This window comes from Saccharothrix luteola (genome assembly GCF_020859565.1).
Lineage (GTDB): Bacteria > Actinomycetota > Actinomycetes > Mycobacteriales > Pseudonocardiaceae > Actinosynnema > Actinosynnema luteola.
The window spans coordinates 127,686-145,080 of sequence record NZ_JAJHUO010000022.1 but is presented as its reverse complement, the minus strand read 5'-3'; the positions used below and the strand labels follow the sequence as shown (position 1 = coordinate 145,080).

The following is a 17,395-nucleotide window of genomic DNA, read 5'->3' as shown; positions in this document are numbered from 1 at the left end:
GCGGTGATATACGGTGTGGCGGTTGGCGCGGACGAGGGAGGTGGGACCCATTTCTGCTGGTGTGCTTCGGGTCGCTCCCGGCCGCGTCGTGGCGGTGTGAGGGGCGCCCTCGGGTTTCGTGCGAGAGGCGTTCGTTTCCATGGATCTTGATGTCGTCGCGCGGTTGCGTGCGGCTGGTTGTGTGTTCGCCGAGGACGAGGCGCGGGTGTTGGTGGAGGCCGCGCGTGGTCCGGAGGAGTTGGAGTCGTTGACGGCTCGGCGGGTGGCCGGGTTGCCGTTGGAGCACGTGGTGGGGTGGGCGGAGTTCTGCGGGTTGCGGGTGGTGGTGGATCCGGGGGTGTTCGTGCCCCGTCGGCGCACGGAGTTCCTGGTGCGGGTGGCCGTGGGGGTGGCGCGGGCCGGTTCGGTGGTGGTGGACCTGTGTTGCGGGTCGGGGGCGGTGGGTGCGGCGGTGGTGGATCGGGTGGCCGGGGTGCGGTTGCACGCGGTGGACGTGGATCCGGTGGCGGTGGCTTGTGCCCGGCGCAACATCGGCGTCGGCCGGGTGTACGCGGGTGATCTTTACGAGCCGTTGCCGGTGTCGTTGGCGGGGCGGGTGGACGTCCTGGTGGCGAACGCGCCGTACGTGCCGACCGGTGCGATCGGGTTGATGCCGCCGGAGGCGCGTGAGCACGAGCCGCGGGTGGCGTTGGACGGTGGGACGGATGGCCTGGACGTGCAGCGGCGGGTGATCGCGGGTGCGGCGCGGTGGTTGGCGCCGGGTGGTCGGTTGTTGGTGGAGACGGGTGCGCGGCAGGCGGCGGGGACGGTGGCGGCGTTCGCGGCGGGCGGGTTGCGCGCGGAGGTCGTGTCGGACGAGGAGTTGTCGGCGACCGTGGTGATCGGTTCGGTGTCGTCCTAACCGGGCGTTGAGCGAGTGCTCAAAACTGGCTACCCTCCGTTTTGAGCACTCGCTCAAAACGGGGGTGGCCGGTGGTCGGGCGGACAGTGGTCGTGGTGGGCGGCGGTATCGGTGGTCTGGCGGCGGGCCTCGCGCTGCACCGGGCCGGGTGGCGGGTCGTGGTGCTGGAACGTGCACCCGAGTTCGGCGAGGTCGGCGCGGGGCTCTCGCTGTGGCCGAACGCGATGCGCGCGCTCGGGGCGCTCGGGTTGGCGGAACGGGTCCGCGCGGTCGGCGCGGTGGAGACGGCGGGCGGCGTGCGTGGCCGCTCCGGGCGGTGGTTGTCGCGGCTGGACAACGCCGAGATCGCGCGGCGGCACGGCGTGCCGCTGGTCGTGGTGCGCCGCGCGGACCTGGTCCGGACGTTGGCGGAGGCGTTGCCGCCGGAGTGCCTGCGGTCGGACAGCGAGGTGTCCGCGGTGCGGTCGGACGGTGACGCGATGGTGGTCGAGCACCGGGGCGGGGTCGTGCGGGCGGAGCTGGTGGTCGGCGCGGACGGTGTGCACAGCGCGGTGCGGCGGCAGTGGTGGCCGAACGCGCCCGCGCCGCGCTACGCGGGGTACACGGCGTGGCGCATGATCACCGAGCCGGTCGCCGACCCGCCGGCGGAGGGTGCGGTGATCTGGGGTCGCGGCGAGCGGTTCGGGTTCACCGCGCTGCCGGGTGGGCGGTTCTACTGCTTCGGGACGGCGACCGTGCCCGCGGGTGGTGTCGCCGCTGGCGGTGAGCTCGCCGCCGTGCGCGACCGGTTCGGCGACTGGCCGGACCCTGTGCGCGCGCTGCTGGCGGCGGTGCCGGAGGGCGGTGTTGTCCGGCACGACGTGCACGTGCTGCCGCCGTTGGCGGGTTGTGCGCGGGGCCGGGTGGCTTTGACGGGTGACGCGGCCCATGCGATGGACCCGGCCTTGGGGCAGGGCGCGGGTCAGGCGCTGGAGGACGCGGTCGTGCTGGCCGACTGCCTGGTCTCGGACGCGAGCGTGGGTTCGGCGCTGGTCCGCTACGACCGGGTGCGCGGGCCGCGGACCCGGACCGTGGTGCGGCGTTCGGCACGGCTGGGCAGGCTGGCCCAGTGGTCGTGGCCGCCCGCGGTGGTGGCGCGTGATCTCGCCGCCAGGCTGACGCCGGCCGCCGTGACGCTGCGGGCCATGGCGCCGATCCTCGGCTGGACGCCACCCGACAGCACGGGCCACGTGCCGGTGAGCGTGGGCCGCTGATGCCCGACTGGACCTACCACCCGCTGCGCGGGATCGCCGCCGCGCTGCTGGGGACCGGTCGTTCGCGGCGGGTGGCGTTGCGGGCGCTGGCCGCGGTCGGGTCGTGGCCCGGCGGCGGTCGGCTGGTGTCGTGGGGGTTCGGGCACCGTCACCCACCGTCGCGGCTGGCCGGTGCGGTCGCCGGCGTCCCGGTGCGCACCCGGCTGGGCGCGGTGGTGCCACCGGGTGTGGCGCGGGACGCGGTGCGGGCGTTGCCGCTGCTGGGCGCGGGGGTGGTGGAGGTCGCGCCGGTCGGGCCCGCCGATGTCGACGTCGTGCGCGAGGCCGTCGCGGGCCGACGTGTGCCGGTGGTGGTGCGTGCGACGGAGCAGGCCGTGGTGGACGCGTTGTCACCGCACGTCGACGCGGTCCGGGTCGGGGCCGATACCGACGTGGTCCACCTGGCGTCGGCGTCCACGGCGCGTGCCGCCGCCCTCCTCGCCGACCCGGCCACGGCGGTCCTGGTCACGCCCGAGGTGCTGGTGCGCGCCGGTCCGGGCTTCTTCGCGCGGGTGGCGGAGGCGGCGACGCCCACCGGTCCGGCGCCGTCACCGCGTGACGTCGGCCGTGATCCCCGCCGGTGGCCGGCGTGGTGGTGGGGTGCGCTGGTCGGGCTGGGCATGGTCGTCGCGGGCCTGGGCGCCGCCGCGATCACGCTCGGTCCGGTGCTGCTGTGGTACGACCGCGGTTTCCTGGGCGCGGACGTGGACGGGCTGCACGGGATCAACCACCACCTGGTGCACTTCCTGCAGCACGACCGGATCACCATGGCCGGCACGATGGTCGCGATCGGCGTGCTCTACGCGGGCCTGGCGGCGGGCGGCATGCGGACGGGCCGGCCGTGGGCCCGCGAGGTGTTCCTCGTCTCCGGGTGGGTCGGGTTCCCGACGGTGCTCTACTTCCTCGGGATCGGTTTCGTGGAGCCGCTGCACACCGCGGCGGCCGTGGTGCTGTTCCCGATGTTCCTGGCCGCCACCCGGCGTCGTCCGGACGACCCGCGGTGGACCGCGCGCCCGGACGGGCCCGAGCACGAGCGGCGGCGGGCGCTGGTCGGGCAGTTGCTCCTGGTGTGCACGGGGGTCGGCCTGTTCGCGGGTGGAGTGGTGGTGTCGGCGGTCGGTCTGACGGACGTGTTCGTGCCCAGCGACCTGGAGTTCCTGCGGACCGGGCCGGACGCGTTGCGGGCGGCCAACCCCCGGCTGCCGGGGTTCATCGCGCACGACCGGGCGGGTTTCGGCGGGGCGCTGATGTCCGCCGCCGCGGCGATCACGCTGCTCGCCGCGTGGGGCTGGCGTCGGGGCGAGGCGTGGGTGTGGTGGTCTCTCGCGCTGGCCGCCGCCGCGGGGTTCCTGCCCGCGGTCGTGGTGCACGGCGTCATCGGCTACACCGACGCGGGCCACCTGGCGCCGGTGTTCGTCGGGATCGGCCTCACCGCGACCGCCCTGGTCCTCGCCCGGCCCTACCTGTGCGCACGCCCGGCGGAGGTCCGCACGGCCGCGCCCCTACCGTGATGGCATGGCCGACACCCGACAGCGACTGATCGACGGCGCGATCGAGACCATCCGCCGGCACGGCATCACGGGGACGTCCGCGCGCACGATCGCCGCCACCGCCGGCGTCAACCAGGCCTTGGTGTTCTACCACTTCGGCAGCGTGCACGAGCTGCTGGAAGCGGCGTGCCTGGCCGCGACCGAGGCCAGGGTGGCGCCGTTCGCGGCCCGGCTGGACGAGGTCGCCGACCTGCGCGGGCTGCTGGACCTCGGCCGGCGGCTGCACGCCGAGGAGCGCTCGCTGGGCAACGTCATGGTGCTCGCCCAGATGCTGGCCGGCGCGCAGGCGGACCCGGAGCTGGCCAAGGCGACGTCGGCGGCGCTGGGGTTGTGGATCCGGCCGATCGAGCGGGTGCTGGACCGGTTGCTGGCCGACTCGCCGGTCGCCGACCTGGTGGACACCGCCGGGCTGTCCCGCGCGGTGTGCGCCGGGTTCATCGGCCTGGAGCTGTTCGAGGGCGTCGATCCCGCCGGCGCGCACGCCGCGCTGGACGCCCTGGAGCGCCTCGCGGCCCTCGTCGACGTGGTGCAGGAGCTCGGCCCGGTCGCCCGCCGCGCGCTGCACGCCAAGCTGCGCAAGTCCGCGACCTGACGGTCAGGTCCCGACCACGCCGTCGCTGAGCTCGCGCGCGACGTCGAGGTGCCCGACGTGGCGCGCGTACTCCTGGAGCAGGTGGAACAGGATCCAGGCGAGCGTCGGCGGCGGCGCCTCGGGCCGGTTGCGGCGCACGGCCCGGTCGGTGAGGGCGGACTCGGCCGCGATGTCGCGTGACCGGGCGCATTGTTCGAGGTAGAACTCCCGGACGCGGTCGGTGGTGTCGTCGTCCTCGAGGACCCACTCGGCGCGGTCGACGTCGGGGTTGCCGTAGGGGTGGGCGATCTCCTCGCCGCGGAAGCACCAGCGCAGCCAACGCAGTTCCACGTGGGCGAGGTGCTTGACCATCGCCAGCGGCGTCCAGCCGGTCGGCAGGCGGCTGGTGCGCAGCTCGTCCTCGGACATGCCGTCGATCTTGCGGAGCACGGCGTCGCGGTGGAAGTCGAGGTAGGCCAGGAGCAGGTCGCCGGCGTCGGTGAGGTCGGGCGGCGGTTCGGTGGGCACGGCGATGCGCGCGCAGACGCGGGCGCCGTCGACGTCGAGGGTGGCGCCCGCCTTGCGGAGGATGGTCAGGGCGGCGACGTTGTCGGTGGTGGTGTCGGCGACGATCGTGGTGACGCCGCGACGTGGCGCTTCCTCGACCACGCGGCGCAGCGCGGCGAGGCCGATGCCGTTGCCGCGGGCGCAGCGGGCGACCCAGATGCCGGTCTCGCCCTTGGCGCTGAGCCGGACCATGCCGACCGTGCGGTCGTCCTCCACGATCTCGTAGGCGTCGTCCTGGAAGCCGCGGTAGAACTCGCGGAACTCGTCGGGCCGGTCGACCGTCCAGCCCGGTGGCATCACGTCGCCGGGATCGGTGTCGGCCACCGCGAGGCCCAGCAGCCGTTCGACCGCGCAGTCGTCCACCTTCCGCAACAGGATCATGTCGCCAACTCCTTCTCCAACGGTGTCCGGAAGCGGGGGATCACGCGCACCCCGCCGAGCCAGGACGCCAACCGGTCCGCCTCCCGGGCGATCGCGGCCTCCGCGTCCGCGCCGACGTCCTCGAGGAGTTCCCACACCAGTCCGCCGTCGGCGCGTTGGGCCCACCCGCCGACGACCGCGCCGTTCCACCACACGGTCGGGCCCACGTTGCCCGCGGTGTCGAACAGGCGTGGCCGGTGCCGGTCGGGGAGGTACCAGCCGCGAGCCTGCCACCCCATCGGCGTCGGATCCAGTGCCGGCAGCAGCGCGGCCCACGGCTCGGGGTCCTCGACCGGGTCGAGGTCGTCGGGCAGGGCGTAGCCGGGGCCGGTGGACAGCTCGACCTCGACCGCGCCCGCCGCGGCGAGGGCCTTGCGGGTGTGCCCGAGGTTCCAGCCGGTCCACCACTTGAGGTCGGCCTCGGAGCCGAGCCCGTAGGAGGCGAGCCAGCGGCGGGCCAGCTCGGCGCGGGCGTCGGCGGGGTCGAGCTCGGGCCACGGTGTGGCGGGCTCCCAGCGGAACCGGGTGCTCAGCCACGTGCCGAGGGGACGGCCGCGGCGCATCCGGCCCTCGGCGGCCAGGACGCGGACGACGCGGCTGGACACGTTCTGGCGGGTCTCGTAGGGCTTGCCGGCCGCGACGACGACCTGTTCGAGCAGGTCCGGCACGTCGCGAGTGAGGTCGACGGTGGTCGCCGCTCCCCGCCGGCGCAGCGCCTCCAGGGTGGTCTCCTCGACCGCGGCGAGGCGGTCGGCGTCCCAGCCGACGCCCTCGGCCAGGTAGACGAGCAGCTTCTGCCGCTCCTTCGCGGCGACGGCGGCGCCCGCGGCGGCCTGCACCACGGGCGCGGTCGCCGCGGTGACGGCGAACATGGTGCGGCGCATGGCCAGCAACCGGACCAGCGTGTGCCGCTCGTAGAACGCGGCCTCCACCTCGGCCACCGAGGGCCGCTCCAGGCGGGCGCACGCGGACAGGAACGCGGTCGCGGGGTCGGTGGCGTGCAGGCCGACCACCGCGTCGACCACGTCCTCGACCGCGGCGGCACGGGTGGAGAGCAGGTGCCGGGTGCCCAGGCGGGCCCGCCGCGCGGCGTCGTCGATCTTGGCGAGGGTCACCGGTCCATCCTCGGCGCTCTACCCTGATCGGCGAAACCGGGATCGCGGAACCCGGAGACCGCTGGACGAGGACGCGATGTCGGCAACACGGCTGCTGGTGCTCGGGGTGGTGCGCGGCTACGGGCGCGCCCACGGCTACCTGATCGGCAACGACCTGATGTCGTGGGGCGCGGGGGAGTGGGCCAACGTCAAGTGGGGCTCGATCTACCACGCGCTCAAGCAGCTCACCAAGGACGGCTGCCTGGCCGACCACTCCGTGCCGCCGGGCCGCACGGACTACGAGATCACCCCCAAGGGGGAGGCCGAGTACCGCAGGCTGCTGCGCGACGCGCTGCGCCGCCCGGAGACGCGGCCCGACCTGCTGGCCGCCGGGCTGGCGCTGCTGCCGTCGCTGTCGCGGGAGGAGGCCGTGGGTCTGCTCACCGAGCGGTTGGCCGCGTTGGAGGCGCGGCGTGACGCGGCGCGCAAGCAGGCGGGGGAGTGGGACGAGCCGTCGCACGTGAAGGAGCTGTTCGGGCTGTGGGAGCACACCGCGGCCGGCGGGGCGGAGTGGACGCGGGGCCTGGTCGAACGCCTCGAAGCGGGCGCCTACCCCATGGCGGGCGAGCCGGGATCGCCCGGCGCGCCCGGCAGCTGGGGTATGCTCAAACTTGAGTAGCGAGGGGGAACGCTGAACACAGGGTTGGAGCGGTACGCGGCCGTCTTCGAGGCAGCCGACCCGCCACGCACGTCCACCGTCGCCTTCTACCCGGCCCAGGACCCGCCGGGACCGGACGGCGCTCCCGGCTCCGACCGGCTCACCATCGCCACCCCCGACGGCGCCGCGCGCACCGTGCCCGCCCTGCGGCTGCCCGTGTCCGAGGCCGTGCCGCTGCTCAGCCGCGCCCGTCGCGCACCGCACGCCCACCCCGCCGCCGCGTTCTGGGGCGCGGCCGTCGTCGTGGCGTTGCAGCTCGTCGCACGTGGTCGGGTGCGGCCCGCGGTCACCGACGGCGACTTCGACGCCTGGCTGCTCGGTCCCCTCGACGCCGCCGACCACGCCCGCGTGCGCGACCTGGCCGACGCGATGCCCGCGCACGCCCGGGCCGTGCCGCTGCCGGGCCGCGAGCCGCTCGAACTGCCCGACGCCGAGCCGCTGCTGCGCGCGTTCCTCGACGCCGTCGCCGACACCATGCCGCGTGGCGCGGCGGCCGTGCACGCCGCGGGTGCGCCCGCGTTCGCCGCCACCGCGCCCCAGCGGGTGCCGCACCTGCGCGACTGGGCCGACCAGGGCGTGCGCATCTCGCTGCGGATCGAGGGCTTCGGCCCGTTCCGCGCCGTCGTGCAGGTCCACAGCCTCGCCGACCCCGCCCGCGTGGTCGACGCCGTCGAGCTGTGGGCGTCGGCCAACCAGCGGTCCCGGGCCGACGCCATGGTCGCCCTGCGGCGCGCCGCCCGCGCCTGGGCGCCGCTGGAACGGCTGCTCGACCAGCCCGTGCCCGACGAGGTCGCCCTCCTCGACTCCGACGTGGAGCACCTGCTCGCCACCGGCGCCGTCCGGCTCGCCGCCGCGGGCGTGGACGTGCACTGGCCCAAGGACCTCGTGCGGGACCTGTCGGCCAAGGTCGTCATCGGCGAACGCCCCGCCGACCGGCCGGCATTCTTCGGCCCGGACCACCTCACCTCCGTGAACTGGCAGCTCGCCCTGGGCGACGACCCGCTCACCCCCGACGAGCTCGACCGGCTCGCCGAGGCCACCCGGCCGGTCGTGCGGCTGCGCGACCGCTGGACCCTGGTCGACCCCGAACTCGCCCGCCGCGCCCGGGAACGCGCCCTCAAACCCGTCACCGCGATCGACGCGCTCGGCGCGGCCCTGACCGGCACCACCCACGTCGACGGGGTCGAGGTCGAGGTCGCCGCCACCGGCTGGCTGGACGAGCTGAAGTCCCGGCTCGCCGACCTCGACGACGAGCCGCTCGCCGCACCGCCCGCGCTGCGCGCCACCCTCCGCGACTACCAGCTGCACGGCCTGCGCTGGCTGGACCGCATGACCTCGCTCGGCCTCGGCGCGTGCCTGGCCGACGACATGGGCCTGGGCAAGACCATCACCCTCATCGCGCTGCACCTGCACCGCGACCGGCACCACCCCGGACCCACCCTCGTGGTCTGCCCCGCGTCGCTGATGGGCAACTGGCAGCGCGAGATCGAGCGCTTCGCGCCCGGCGTGCCCGTCCGCCGCTTCCACGGCCCCCGCCGCGACGTCGCGCACGAGGGCTTCGTGCTCACCACCTACGGCACCATGCGCCTGGACGCCGACCGGCTCGCCGACGTCGACTGGGGCATGGTCGTCGCCGACGAGGCGCAGCACGTGAAGAACCCCGCCTCCGACACCGCCAAGGCCCTGCGCCGCATCCCCGCCCGCGCCCGCGTCGCCCTCACCGGCACCCCCGTGGAGAACACGCTCTCGGAGCTGTGGGCGATCCTCGACTGGACCACCCCCGGCCTGCTCGGCACGATGGCCCAGTTCAAGGCACGGTGGGCCGGCCCCATCGAGGCCGACCACGACCAGGAGGCCGCGCAGCGGTTCGCCCGGCTCGTGCGGCCCTTCCTGCTGCGCCGCCGCAAGACCGACCCCGGCATCGCGCCCGAGCTGCCGCCCAAGACCGAGACCGACCAGCCCGTCGCCCTCACCCGCGAGCAGGCCGCCCTCTACGAGGCCGTCGTGCGCGAGCTCATGGCCGAGGTCCGCGAGGCCGACGGCATCGCCCGCCGCGGCCGGATCGTCAAGCTCCTCACCGGCCTCAAACAGGTCTGCAACCACCCCGCCCAGTACCTCAAGGAGACCTCGCCGAAGCTCGCCGGCCGGTCGGGCAAGCTCGAACTGCTCGACGAGCTGCTCGACACCATCCTCGCCGAGGACGGCGCGGTGCTCGTGTTCACCCAGTACGTCGCCATGGCCCGCCTCATCGAACGCCACCTCGCCGGCCGCGGCATCCCCAGCCAACTCCTGCACGGCGGCACGCCCGTCCCCGCCCGCGAGGACATGGTGCGCCGCTTCCAGGACGGCGAGTGCCCGGTGTTCCTGCTCTCCCTCAAAGCCGCGGGCACCGGCCTCAACCTCACCCGCGCCGACCACGTCGTGCACTACGACCGGTGGTGGAACCCCGCCGTGGAGGACCAGGCCACCGACCGCGCGCACCGCATCGGCCAGACCCGGCCCGTGCAGGTGCACCGGCTCATCGCCGAAGGCACCATCGAGGACCGCATCGCCGCGATGCTGCGCGCCAAGCGCGACCTCGCCGACTCCGTCCTGGCCCGCGGCGACGCCGCGTTCACCGAACTGTCCGACGACGAACTGGGCAACCTGGTCGAACTCCGGAGCGGCACATGAGCGATCGCGTCAAAGGCTTCCCGGCGTTCGGCAAGGGCGTGCGCCGCGCCGGCTCCTGGTGGGGCAAGGCGTGGCTGCAGGCCCTGGAGGACACCTCGCTGGACCAGGCGCCTCTGCGCCAGGGCCGCAAGTACGCCCACGCCGGGCTCGTCGGCACCATCACCGTCAGCCCAGGCCGCATCGCCGCCACCGTCTACGACACCGAGGACACCTACCAGACCTCCGTCCACCTCACCCCGCTCACCGACGCCGAGTGGAACCGGTTCCTCGGCCAGATCGCCGCCAAGGCCGGGCACCTCGCCGCGCTGCTCGACCGCGAGATGCCCCGCGAACTCGCCGACGCCGCCGCCGACGCGGGCGTCCCGCTGCTGCCCGGCATCGGCGACCTCGACCCCGAGTGCACCTGCCCCGGCTGGGAACTTCCCTGCCGCCACGCCGCCGCCCTGTGCCACCAGGCGTCCTGGCTGCTCGACGCCGATCCGTGGGTCCTGCTGCTCCTGCGCGGACGGGACCAGGACGAGGTCGTCGCCGGCGTCCGACCCACCACCGGCGTCCTCGCCACCACCGCCTACGCCCAGCCCGTCCCCGACCTGCCCGACGACCCACCGCCCGCCGAGCTCGGCCCCCTGCCCGAGTTCGAACCCGCGCCCGGCATCGACGTCGACGTGCTGCGGCTGCTCGTCGCCGACGCCGCCGCCAAGGCCCGCGAGGTGCTCGCCACCGGGCGGTGGCCCGCGCCCGACGACCGCCGCGACCACATCCGCATGGCCGCCACCCACCCCGCCCTGCGCGACCGCCTCGACGCCGACCCGCGCGCCGTCCGCGCCTGGCAGCAAGGCGGCGCCGGCGCCCTCGACGTCCTCGAACACCCCTGGACACCCGGCAAGACCGACACCGCCCGCGCCCGCGCCGCCTGGGAGAGCGGCGAACTGCCCGAACCCGCCGTGTGGCGCAACCGCTGGACCGTCCACGACCGACAACTCCGCTACGGCCGCGACGGCCGCTGGTACCCCTACCGCGCCACCGACGGCGACTGGTGGCCCACCGGCACACCGCACCGCGACCCCACCGCCGCCCTCACCGACACCGACTGACCGGGTTCCGCGAAACGCGTCGTCCACCCGCCGTCACCCGACTAAGGTCCTGCGGCCGGGGAACGACGACTGGGGGACAGGGTCATGAACGCGGTACCGGCGGTCCATCCGTCCAACGTGGACCAGCTGCGCGCGTGGAACGGCGACGACGGCGACTTCTGGGCGGCCCGCGCCGACCGCATCGACGAGGGCGTCGCCGGCTACCACGACCGGCTGCTGGACGCCGCGCGGATCGAACCGACCTCGCACGTGCTCGACATCGGCTGCGGCGCCGGGCTCACCACCCGCGACGCCGCCCGCCGCGCCACCGAGGGCACGGCGCTCGGCGTGGACCTGTCCTCGGCGATGATCGAACTCGCCCGCCGCACGGCCGACCGCGACCACGTGCCCAACGCGCGGTTCCTGCACGCCGACGCCCAGATCCACCCGTTCCCCGAACGGCACTTCGACGTGGCCCTCAGCCGCCACGGCGCGATGTTCTTCGGCGACCCCCACGCCGCGTTCGCCAACATCGCCCGCGCGCTGCGCCCCGGCGCACGCCTGGCGCTGCTGTCCTGGCAGCCGTTCGAGCGCAACGCCTGGCTCACGGCCTTCCGCACCGCCCTGGCCGCCGGCCGCGACCTGCCCGCACCACCGACCACACCGGGCTCGCTCCACGACCCCGACCAGGTGCGGCCCCTGCTGACCTCGGCCGGGTTCACCGACGTGCGCGTCCACGGCCTCACCGAACCCATGTACTTCGGCCGCGACGTCGACGACGCCTGCCGGTTCGTCACCGGCCAGTTCTCCCGGCTGCTCGCCGGCCTCGACCCCGAGGCGCGGGACCGCGCCGTGGCCGACCTGCGCACCGACCTGGCCGCCCACCACACCGACCGGGGCGTCCGCTACGACTCGGCCGCCTGGCTCATCGAAGCCCGCCGCCCCTGACCTCGACCACACCGTCCACAGCGGACGGAAGCAGGGGGAATCCGCAGTTCGAGCCCGCTCCACCACACCTGTGGTACCACAGGTGTGGTGGTCGCCGAACGGCTCCGCCGCCACCGCCTCGGCGGTCGCGCCCTCCGAGCCCGCGCCTGCCTTTAGGTGATCACACCCGGCATCACGGCCGCCGACCGCTTGCGGCGCAGCCACACCTTGCGCGAACCGTCACCGAACAACAACGTCCGCGACAGCTCCCACCCGGCGAACTCCGCGTGGATCGCCAGCTGCGTCGTCGCCGTGCGACGGGAGACACCGGCCGGCAGCCGCAGCGGCCGGTACTCCCAGTCCCCGTCGATCACCCCATCGCCCATCATCCGATCACCTGCATCCCTGCGCCGTCCCCGGACGCGACGAACACGCGCCCGCTGCCTGGATCGACCGCCACCGAGTCCGGCTGGCGGACCGTGGCGAACCGGTGCCTCTCCACCGGCTCCGCGCCGGCGACGTCGAACGCCACGACCTCGTTGCGCTCGGTGAGCGTGATCCACACCAGGTCACGCGTCGCGTCGTAAGCCATCCCGTACGGCGCGCCCGGCACGGGGTAGCGCAACCGCATGATCAACGGAGCGGTGGAGAACGCCATCAGCTCACCGCCGCGCGTGTCCACCACCAGCACCCGGCCGAACCGGTCGGCCACCGCGTTCGTCGCGCCCTCGCCCGCGCGCAACCCCGCGCCCGGGCCGTCGGCACCGGGGTCGAGGTCGAACACCGCGCTGCGCGGCCGGTCCAGCACCACCGCGGCGCCGTCCACCGCGACCAGCCGGTCCGGGCTGGAGATGCCGCGCACCACGTGCCCGTCCACCGACACCTGCCGCAGGTCGCGCTGCGCCACCAACGTGCGGTCGCCCACCCGCGCCACGTCCACCGGGGCGCCGTCCACCGCGCGCTGGGACGTCGAGCCGTCCGGCTGGATCGTCACCACGACACCGGCGGGCACCACCGCCTCCACCGCGTCACCGACCGTCACCAGCCGTTCCGCCGGACCGGGCAACGGCACCACCACGGGATCACCCAGCGTGTCGGCGGGGTAGAGGGCCACCGACGGCGGATCGGCCAGCGCCACCGCCACCCGACCGCCCGCGACCGCGACCGCGACCGCCCGCCCCAGCGGCACCACCCGGCCCTGCGGTACGCCCGCCTGATCAGGCGACGCCGCAGGTCGCGCGGGCTCCAACGTCGCCGCGAGCTGCAACGGGTCGGCCGGGTTCTCCTCCGTCGCACAGCCCGAGACCAACGCGACCCCGGTGAGCACTACCGCCGCCAGTCGGCGCAACGTCGGACCTCCCAGTCGACCCCGTTCAGCCCTCCCAGCATCCATCACCGAACCACCATCGTCACGCAGGGGGCGGGTGTTGTCGTTGGTCTGGGAAGGTGATAGTCGCGCCGATCCCGTACCTCCGAGCCCTTCCCGGCGACTATCCCAGGTGAACGGGGAGGCGTCGCGATGACGGTCGAGGAGCTGCGGGATCGGCACGTGCAACTGCTGCGGGACCGGCGGGTGGTCGACCACCTCGACCCGCCGGCACACCCCGGCGGCGACACCGCCGCGCGCTACCACACGTGGACCCAGGTGGCCGCCGAGCCGCCGTCCGCGCTGCTCGCGCGGCTGGTCGACGTGCGGGTCCGGCCGGCCGCCTACCGGCCCGCGCACCTGCGCGAACAGCAGCACACCCTCGACGCGCTGCAACCCGAGGTGCTGCACTTGGCCCGCACCGCGGGCTGGGAGACCACCATCCCGGTGCTGGCGGGCGTGTTCCCCACCGGCACCCTCGACGCGCTCAGCGTCCCCGTGCCCGGCCGCGGCGTGCTCGTGCTGGTCAACACCTCGCTGCTGGACCTGCTCGGCACCGTGCTGAAGATCATGACCGGGGCGCTGCCGGACTACGGCGCCCCGGCCCTGCTGAGCACCGACCAGGCGACCTACGCCCTGGCCGAGGCCGTCAACGCCCACCTGTACGGCAACGGCGCGGTCCAGGCGCGGCGGCTGCCCGAGCTGTCCGGGCAACGCGCCGCGCTGGTCTCGCTGATGGCGCGTCGCGGCACCCAGTTCACGCTGGCGCACGAGGTCGGGCACGTGCTGTCCGGGCACCTGCGGCACGCCCGCCGCCTCACCGACCCCCACACGCCGGTCGGCGCGCTCGACGCGCAGTCCGTCGGCTGGCCGCGCGAGCACGAGGCCGACCGCGTCGCCGCCACGATCATGCTGCGCACCCTGGACGGCCTCGGGCACCGCGAACTCGAAGCGCACGAGCCGTACGTGGTCGGCGCGGTGCTGCTGGTGCTGTTCCTGCACGAGGTCACCGACCGGCTCGCCGACCAGCTCGGCCTCACCGTCCCGTTCGCGGGCAACCACCCGCCGCCCGTGCGGCGCATCCAGACCCTCGTCGAACACCTCGCCGGCCACGTCCGCACCCCCCGTGCCCTCGACCTCGCCGCCGAGGTCGCCACCTGGCTCGAAGACCGGCTCGACGGGGTGCGCGAGTGGTTCCGGCTCGTGGACGACTCCCTGCTCGGCGGCTCCACCCCGGGCGGGTGAGGCGGGATCGCGCTCAGCCGAGCGGTCGCTCAGGGTAGCCGAACTCCACCGCGCTCACGTCGTCCAGCGCCGCCCGGATCGCCGGCGGCAACGTCAGCTCCTCCGCCGCCAACGACCCCAGCAGCTGGGCGGTGTCCCGCGCCCCCACCACCGGCGCCACCACGCCCGGCCGGTCGCGGACCCACGCCAGCGCCACGCACAGCGCGCTCGTGCCCAGCCCGTCCGCCGCCGTCGCCACCGCCTGCACGATCCGCGCCGCCCGCTCCGTGCGGTGCTGCTCCACGTACCCGGCGAAGTGCGCCGACGCGCCCCGCGAGTCCGACGGCGTGCCGTTGCGGTACTTGCCGGTCAGCACGCCCCGCCCCAACGGCGCCCACGGCAGCAGGCCGACACCGTGGTGCTGCGCCGCCGGCGCCACCTCGCGCTCCACGCCCCGCTCCAGCAGCGAGTACTCCACCTGCGTCGACACCAGCGGCGTGTGCCCCGGCAGCGCCGCCGCCGTGCCCAGCTGCCAGCCCGAGTAGTTCGACACGCCCGCGTAGCGGACCCGGCCCGACGCCACCGCCGCGTCCAGCGCCGAGAGCGTCTCCTCCAGCGGCACGTTCGGGTCCCACGCGTGCAGCTGCCACAGGTCGATGTGCTCCACGCCCAACCGGCGCAGCGACCCGTCCAACGCGTGCAGCAGGGCGCCGCGCGACGCGCCGCCGCCGAACGGGCCGTCGTTGCGCCGCGCCACCGCCTTCGTCGCGATCACCACCTCCTCCCGCGGCACGACCTCGCCCAGCAGGCCGCCCAGGATCCGCTCGCTCTCGCCCTCCACGTACACGTCGGCGGTGTCCACCAGCGTGCCGCCCGCCTCGGTGAAGGCGAGCAGCTGGGTGGCCGCCTCGTCCGCGTCGGTGTCCCGGCCCCAGGTCATCGTGCCAAGGGCCATCCGGGAGACCCGCAGTCCGCTGCGCCCGAGGTATCGCTGTTCCACGCGGGGGAGCCTAAAGGGTGATCGACATTCCGGCGGCCCGTGGCACGCGCCTGTCAAGGCCGAATCACGTCACGATCCGGGACGCGCCGGCCGGGGTGTCGCCTGGCCAACCAGGTTACCGACCGGTAGGGTCACGGTTCGTGCGACTGGGACTGAACCTCGGGTACTGGGGCGCGGGCAACGACGCCGCGAACCTCGAACTGGCAAGGGTTGCCGACCGGCTGGGCTACTCGGTGGTGTGGGCCGCCGAGGCCTACGGCTCCGACGCGCCCACGGTCCTGGCGTGGGTGGCCGCGCAGACCGAGCGCGTCGACGTGGGCAGCGCGATCCTGCAGATCCCCGCGCGGACGCCGGCGATGACCGCGATGACCGCCGCCACCCTGGACTCCCTGTCCGGCGGCCGGTTCCGGCTGGGCCTCGGCGTGTCCGGGCCGCAGGTGTCGGAGGGCTGGCACGGCGTGCGGTTCGACAAGCCCCTGGGCCGCACCCGGGAGTACGTCGACATCGTCAACACCGCCCTGCGCCGCGAGCGGCTGAGCTACGACGGCGAGCACTACACGCTGCCGCTGCCCGACGGCCCCGGCAAGGCCATCAAGCTGACCGTGCACCCCGTGCGCGAGCACATCCCGGTCTACCTGGCCGCGGTCGGCCCGAAGAACGTCGAGCTGGCCGGCGAGATCGCCGACGGCTGGCTCGCGCTGTTCCTCTCGCCCGAGCACTCCGCCGACGCGCTGGCCTCGCTCAAGGCCGGCCGCGCCAAGGCGGGCAAGACCCTCGACGGCTACGACATCGCCGCCACCGTGCCGATGGTCGTCGGCGAGGACTGGCGCGCCTGCGCCGACCGGATCCGGCCCTACGCCGCGCTCTACGTCGGCGGCATGGGCAGCCGGCAGAAGAACTTCTACAACGACAACGCCGCGCGCATGGGCTTCGCCGCCGAGGCCGCCGAGGTCCAGGACCGCTACCTCGCCCGCGACTACGACGGCGCCATGGCCGCGCTGCCGCTCGGCTTCCTCGACGGCACGTCCCTGCTCGGCACCAAGGAGCGCATCGCCGACAAGATGCGCGCCTACGCCGAAGCGGGGGTCACCACGCTCACCCTTTCGCCCATGCTGCAAGATCTCGAGCAGGGGATCGCCGCGCTCCGCACGGCGACCGAAGCTCTGGATCTGGCAGGAGTGGGTAGTTGAGCTGGTTGCAGGCCCTCGTCCTAGGACTCGTCCAAGGACTCACGGAATTCCTGCCCATTTCCTCGTCGGCGCACGTGAGGATCGTCTCCACGCTGTTCTTCGGCAACGACGCGGGCGCGTCGTTCACCGCCGTGATCCAGCTGGGCACCGAAGTCGCGGTGCTGATCTACTTCGCCAAGGACATCGGCAACTTCATCGCGGCCTGGTTCCGCGGCCTGTTCAGCAAGGCCGCGCGCAAGACCGAGGACTACCGCATGGCCTGGTACGTGATCATCGGGTCCATCCCGATCAGCGTGCTGGGCTACCTGTTCAAGGACGAGATCCGCTCGTCGCTGCGCAACCTGTGGATCACCGCCACCGTGCTGGTGGTGTTCGGCCTGCTGCTCGGCCTCGCCGACCAGTTCGCCCAGCACCTGCGCACCAAGCTCCAGCTCAAGGACGCCGTCGGCATGGGCCTGGCCCAGGCGATGGCGTTGATCCCCGGCGTGTCCCGCTCCGGCGGGACCCTCACCGCGGGTCTGTTCCTCGGCCTGGACCGCGCCTCCGCCGCGCGCTACTCGTTCCTGCTGGCCCTGCCCGCCGTGTTCGGCGCGGGGCTGTTCAGCATCCCCGACGTGCTCGACCGCTCCGAGCCCAACGCAGCGTCGGTGCCGCAGATGATCGCCGCGACGGTCGTCGCGTTCGTCGTCGGCTACGCCACGATCGCCTGGCTGCTGCGCTACGTCTCCAAGCACAGCTACTCGGCGTTCGTGTGGTACCGGCTGCTGCTGGGCATCGTCCTGATGGGGCTGCTGTCGATGGGGCTCATCAACCCGACATAGGGTGGCCA

16 protein-coding genes are annotated in these 17,395 nt (G+C 74.4%); 11 read left to right on the top strand and 5 right to left on the bottom strand.

Features of this window, described 5'->3' with window-relative positions; all coding sequences use genetic code 11:
* Positions 1-139 precede the first annotated feature (139 nt).
* The 4 genes from LNK82_RS29410 to LNK82_RS29395 all read left to right on the top strand — a co-directional run bounded on the left by LNK82_RS29410 (position 140) and on the right by LNK82_RS29395 (position 4,335).
* The gene (locus LNK82_RS29410) at positions 140-901 is read left to right on the top strand and encodes a putative protein N(5)-glutamine methyltransferase (protein ID WP_230568531.1); all 762 of its coding nucleotides are present in this window, start codon (positions 140-142) and stop codon (positions 899-901) included.
* A gap of 71 nt (positions 902-972) precedes the next feature.
* On the top strand, positions 973-2,154 hold the full coding sequence (locus tag LNK82_RS29405; protein WP_230568532.1) for an FAD-dependent monooxygenase: 1,182 nt from the start codon (positions 973-975) through the stop codon (positions 2,152-2,154).
* Positions 2,154-3,704 (top strand): hypothetical protein, encoded by a 1,551-nt coding sequence (locus tag LNK82_RS29400; RefSeq protein ID WP_230568533.1) that lies wholly within the window; start codon positions 2,154-2,156, stop codon positions 3,702-3,704. The genes LNK82_RS29405 and LNK82_RS29400 overlap by 1 nt, the downstream gene beginning before the upstream one ends.
* A gap of 4 nt (positions 3,705-3,708) precedes the next feature.
* Positions 3,709-4,335, top strand: a complete 627-nt coding sequence (locus tag LNK82_RS29395) for a TetR/AcrR family transcriptional regulator (RefSeq protein WP_230568534.1) — start codon at positions 3,709-3,711, stop codon at positions 4,333-4,335.
* Positions 4,336-4,338: 3 nt separating this feature from the next.
* On the opposite strand, the gene LNK82_RS29390 is transcribed toward LNK82_RS29395, so the two are convergent.
* Together LNK82_RS29390 and LNK82_RS29385 are read right to left on the bottom strand one after the other, a co-directional pair.
* Positions 4,339-5,262 (bottom strand): GNAT family N-acetyltransferase, encoded by a 924-nt coding sequence (locus tag LNK82_RS29390; protein WP_230568535.1) that lies wholly within the window; start codon positions 5,260-5,262, stop codon positions 4,339-4,341.
* Positions 5,259-6,416, bottom strand: coding sequence for a winged helix DNA-binding domain-containing protein (locus tag LNK82_RS29385; RefSeq protein ID WP_230568536.1), 1,158 nt, complete (start codon positions 6,414-6,416; stop codon positions 5,259-5,261). The genes LNK82_RS29390 and LNK82_RS29385 overlap by 4 nt, the downstream gene beginning before the upstream one ends.
* A gap of 76 nt (positions 6,417-6,492) precedes the next feature.
* On the opposite strand from LNK82_RS29385, the gene LNK82_RS29380 reads away from it, so the two are divergent.
* The 4 genes from LNK82_RS29380 (at position 6,493) to LNK82_RS29365 (ending at position 11,807) form a co-directional block, all read left to right on the top strand.
* On the top strand, positions 6,493-7,074 hold the full coding sequence (locus LNK82_RS29380) for a PadR family transcriptional regulator (RefSeq protein ID WP_230568537.1): 582 nt from the start codon (positions 6,493-6,495) through the stop codon (positions 7,072-7,074).
* Positions 7,075-7,098: 24 nt separating this feature from the next.
* Positions 7,099-9,786, top strand: coding sequence for an SCO1167/SCO6262 family helicase (locus LNK82_RS29375; RefSeq protein ID WP_230568538.1), 2,688 nt, complete (start codon positions 7,099-7,101; stop codon positions 9,784-9,786).
* Complete coding sequence (locus LNK82_RS29370; RefSeq protein WP_230568539.1) at positions 9,783-10,880, top strand: SWIM zinc finger family protein; 1,098 nt, start codon at positions 9,783-9,785, stop codon at positions 10,878-10,880. Before LNK82_RS29375 ends, LNK82_RS29370 begins: the two co-directional genes overlap by 4 nt.
* Before the next feature lie 84 nt (positions 10,881-10,964).
* Positions 10,965-11,807, top strand: a complete 843-nt coding sequence (locus tag LNK82_RS29365; RefSeq protein WP_230568540.1) for a class I SAM-dependent methyltransferase — start codon at positions 10,965-10,967, stop codon at positions 11,805-11,807.
* A gap of 152 nt (positions 11,808-11,959) precedes the next feature.
* Here the strand turns inward: LNK82_RS29365 and LNK82_RS29360 are convergent, their stop codons facing one another.
* Positions 11,960-12,172: a DUF5703 family protein gene (locus LNK82_RS29360; protein ID WP_230568555.1), complete on the bottom strand. Its 213-nt coding sequence runs from the start codon at positions 12,170-12,172 to the stop codon at positions 11,960-11,962.
* Positions 12,172-13,134: a YncE family protein gene (locus tag LNK82_RS29355; protein WP_230568541.1), complete on the bottom strand. Its 963-nt coding sequence runs from the start codon at positions 13,132-13,134 to the stop codon at positions 12,172-12,174. The genes LNK82_RS29360 and LNK82_RS29355 overlap by 1 nt, the downstream gene beginning before the upstream one ends.
* 171 nt (positions 13,135-13,305) lie before the next feature.
* Here LNK82_RS29355 and LNK82_RS29350 point away from each other — a divergent pair, with 171 nt between their 5' ends.
* Complete coding sequence (locus LNK82_RS29350) at positions 13,306-14,397, top strand: M48 family metalloprotease (protein ID WP_230568542.1); 1,092 nt, start codon at positions 13,306-13,308, stop codon at positions 14,395-14,397.
* 13 nt (positions 14,398-14,410) lie between these two features.
* Here the strand turns inward: LNK82_RS29350 and LNK82_RS29345 are convergent, their stop codons facing one another.
* Complete coding sequence (locus LNK82_RS29345; protein WP_230568543.1) at positions 14,411-15,376, bottom strand: aldo/keto reductase; 966 nt, start codon at positions 15,374-15,376, stop codon at positions 14,411-14,413.
* A 140-nt stretch (positions 15,377-15,516) separates the two neighbouring features.
* On the opposite strand from LNK82_RS29345, the gene LNK82_RS29340 reads away from it, so the two are divergent.
* Both LNK82_RS29340 and LNK82_RS29335 read left to right on the top strand, forming a co-directional pair.
* Positions 15,517-16,566: an LLM class F420-dependent oxidoreductase gene (locus tag LNK82_RS29340; RefSeq protein WP_230568544.1), complete on the top strand. Its 1,050-nt coding sequence runs from the start codon at positions 15,517-15,519 to the stop codon at positions 16,564-16,566.
* Entirely contained in the window at positions 16,563-17,387 is an 825-nt protein-coding gene (locus LNK82_RS29335) for an undecaprenyl-diphosphate phosphatase (protein WP_230568545.1), read from the top strand. Before LNK82_RS29340 ends, LNK82_RS29335 begins: the two co-directional genes overlap by 4 nt.
* Positions 17,388-17,395 lie beyond the last annotated feature (8 nt).

Bases quoted from the DNA above. Each gene is read 5' to 3' on its own strand.
- LNK82_RS29410 (WP_230568531.1), top strand. From the start codon at position 140: ATGGATCTTGATGTCGTCGCGCGGTTGCGTGCGGCTGGTTGTGTGTTC.
- LNK82_RS29400 (WP_230568533.1), top strand. From the start codon at position 2,154: ATGCCCGACTGGACCTACCACCCGCTGCGCGGGATCGCCGCCGCGCTG.
- LNK82_RS29365 (WP_230568540.1), top strand. From the start codon at position 10,965: ATGAACGCGGTACCGGCGGTCCATCCGTCCAACGTGGACCAGCTGCGC.
- LNK82_RS29380 (WP_230568537.1), top strand. From the start codon at position 6,493: ATGTCGGCAACACGGCTGCTGGTGCTCGGGGTGGTGCGCGGCTACGGG.
- LNK82_RS29390 (WP_230568535.1), bottom strand. From the start codon at position 5,262: ATGATCCTGTTGCGGAAGGTGGACGACTGCGCGGTCGAACGGCTGCTG.
- LNK82_RS29360 (WP_230568555.1), bottom strand. From the start codon at position 12,172: ATGGGCGATGGGGTGATCGACGGGGACTGGGAGTACCGGCCGCTGCGG.
- LNK82_RS29370 (WP_230568539.1), top strand. From the start codon at position 9,783: ATGAGCGATCGCGTCAAAGGCTTCCCGGCGTTCGGCAAGGGCGTGCGC.
- LNK82_RS29350 (WP_230568542.1), top strand. From the start codon at position 13,306: ATGACGGTCGAGGAGCTGCGGGATCGGCACGTGCAACTGCTGCGGGAC.
- LNK82_RS29395 (WP_230568534.1), top strand. From the start codon at position 3,709: ATGGCCGACACCCGACAGCGACTGATCGACGGCGCGATCGAGACCATC.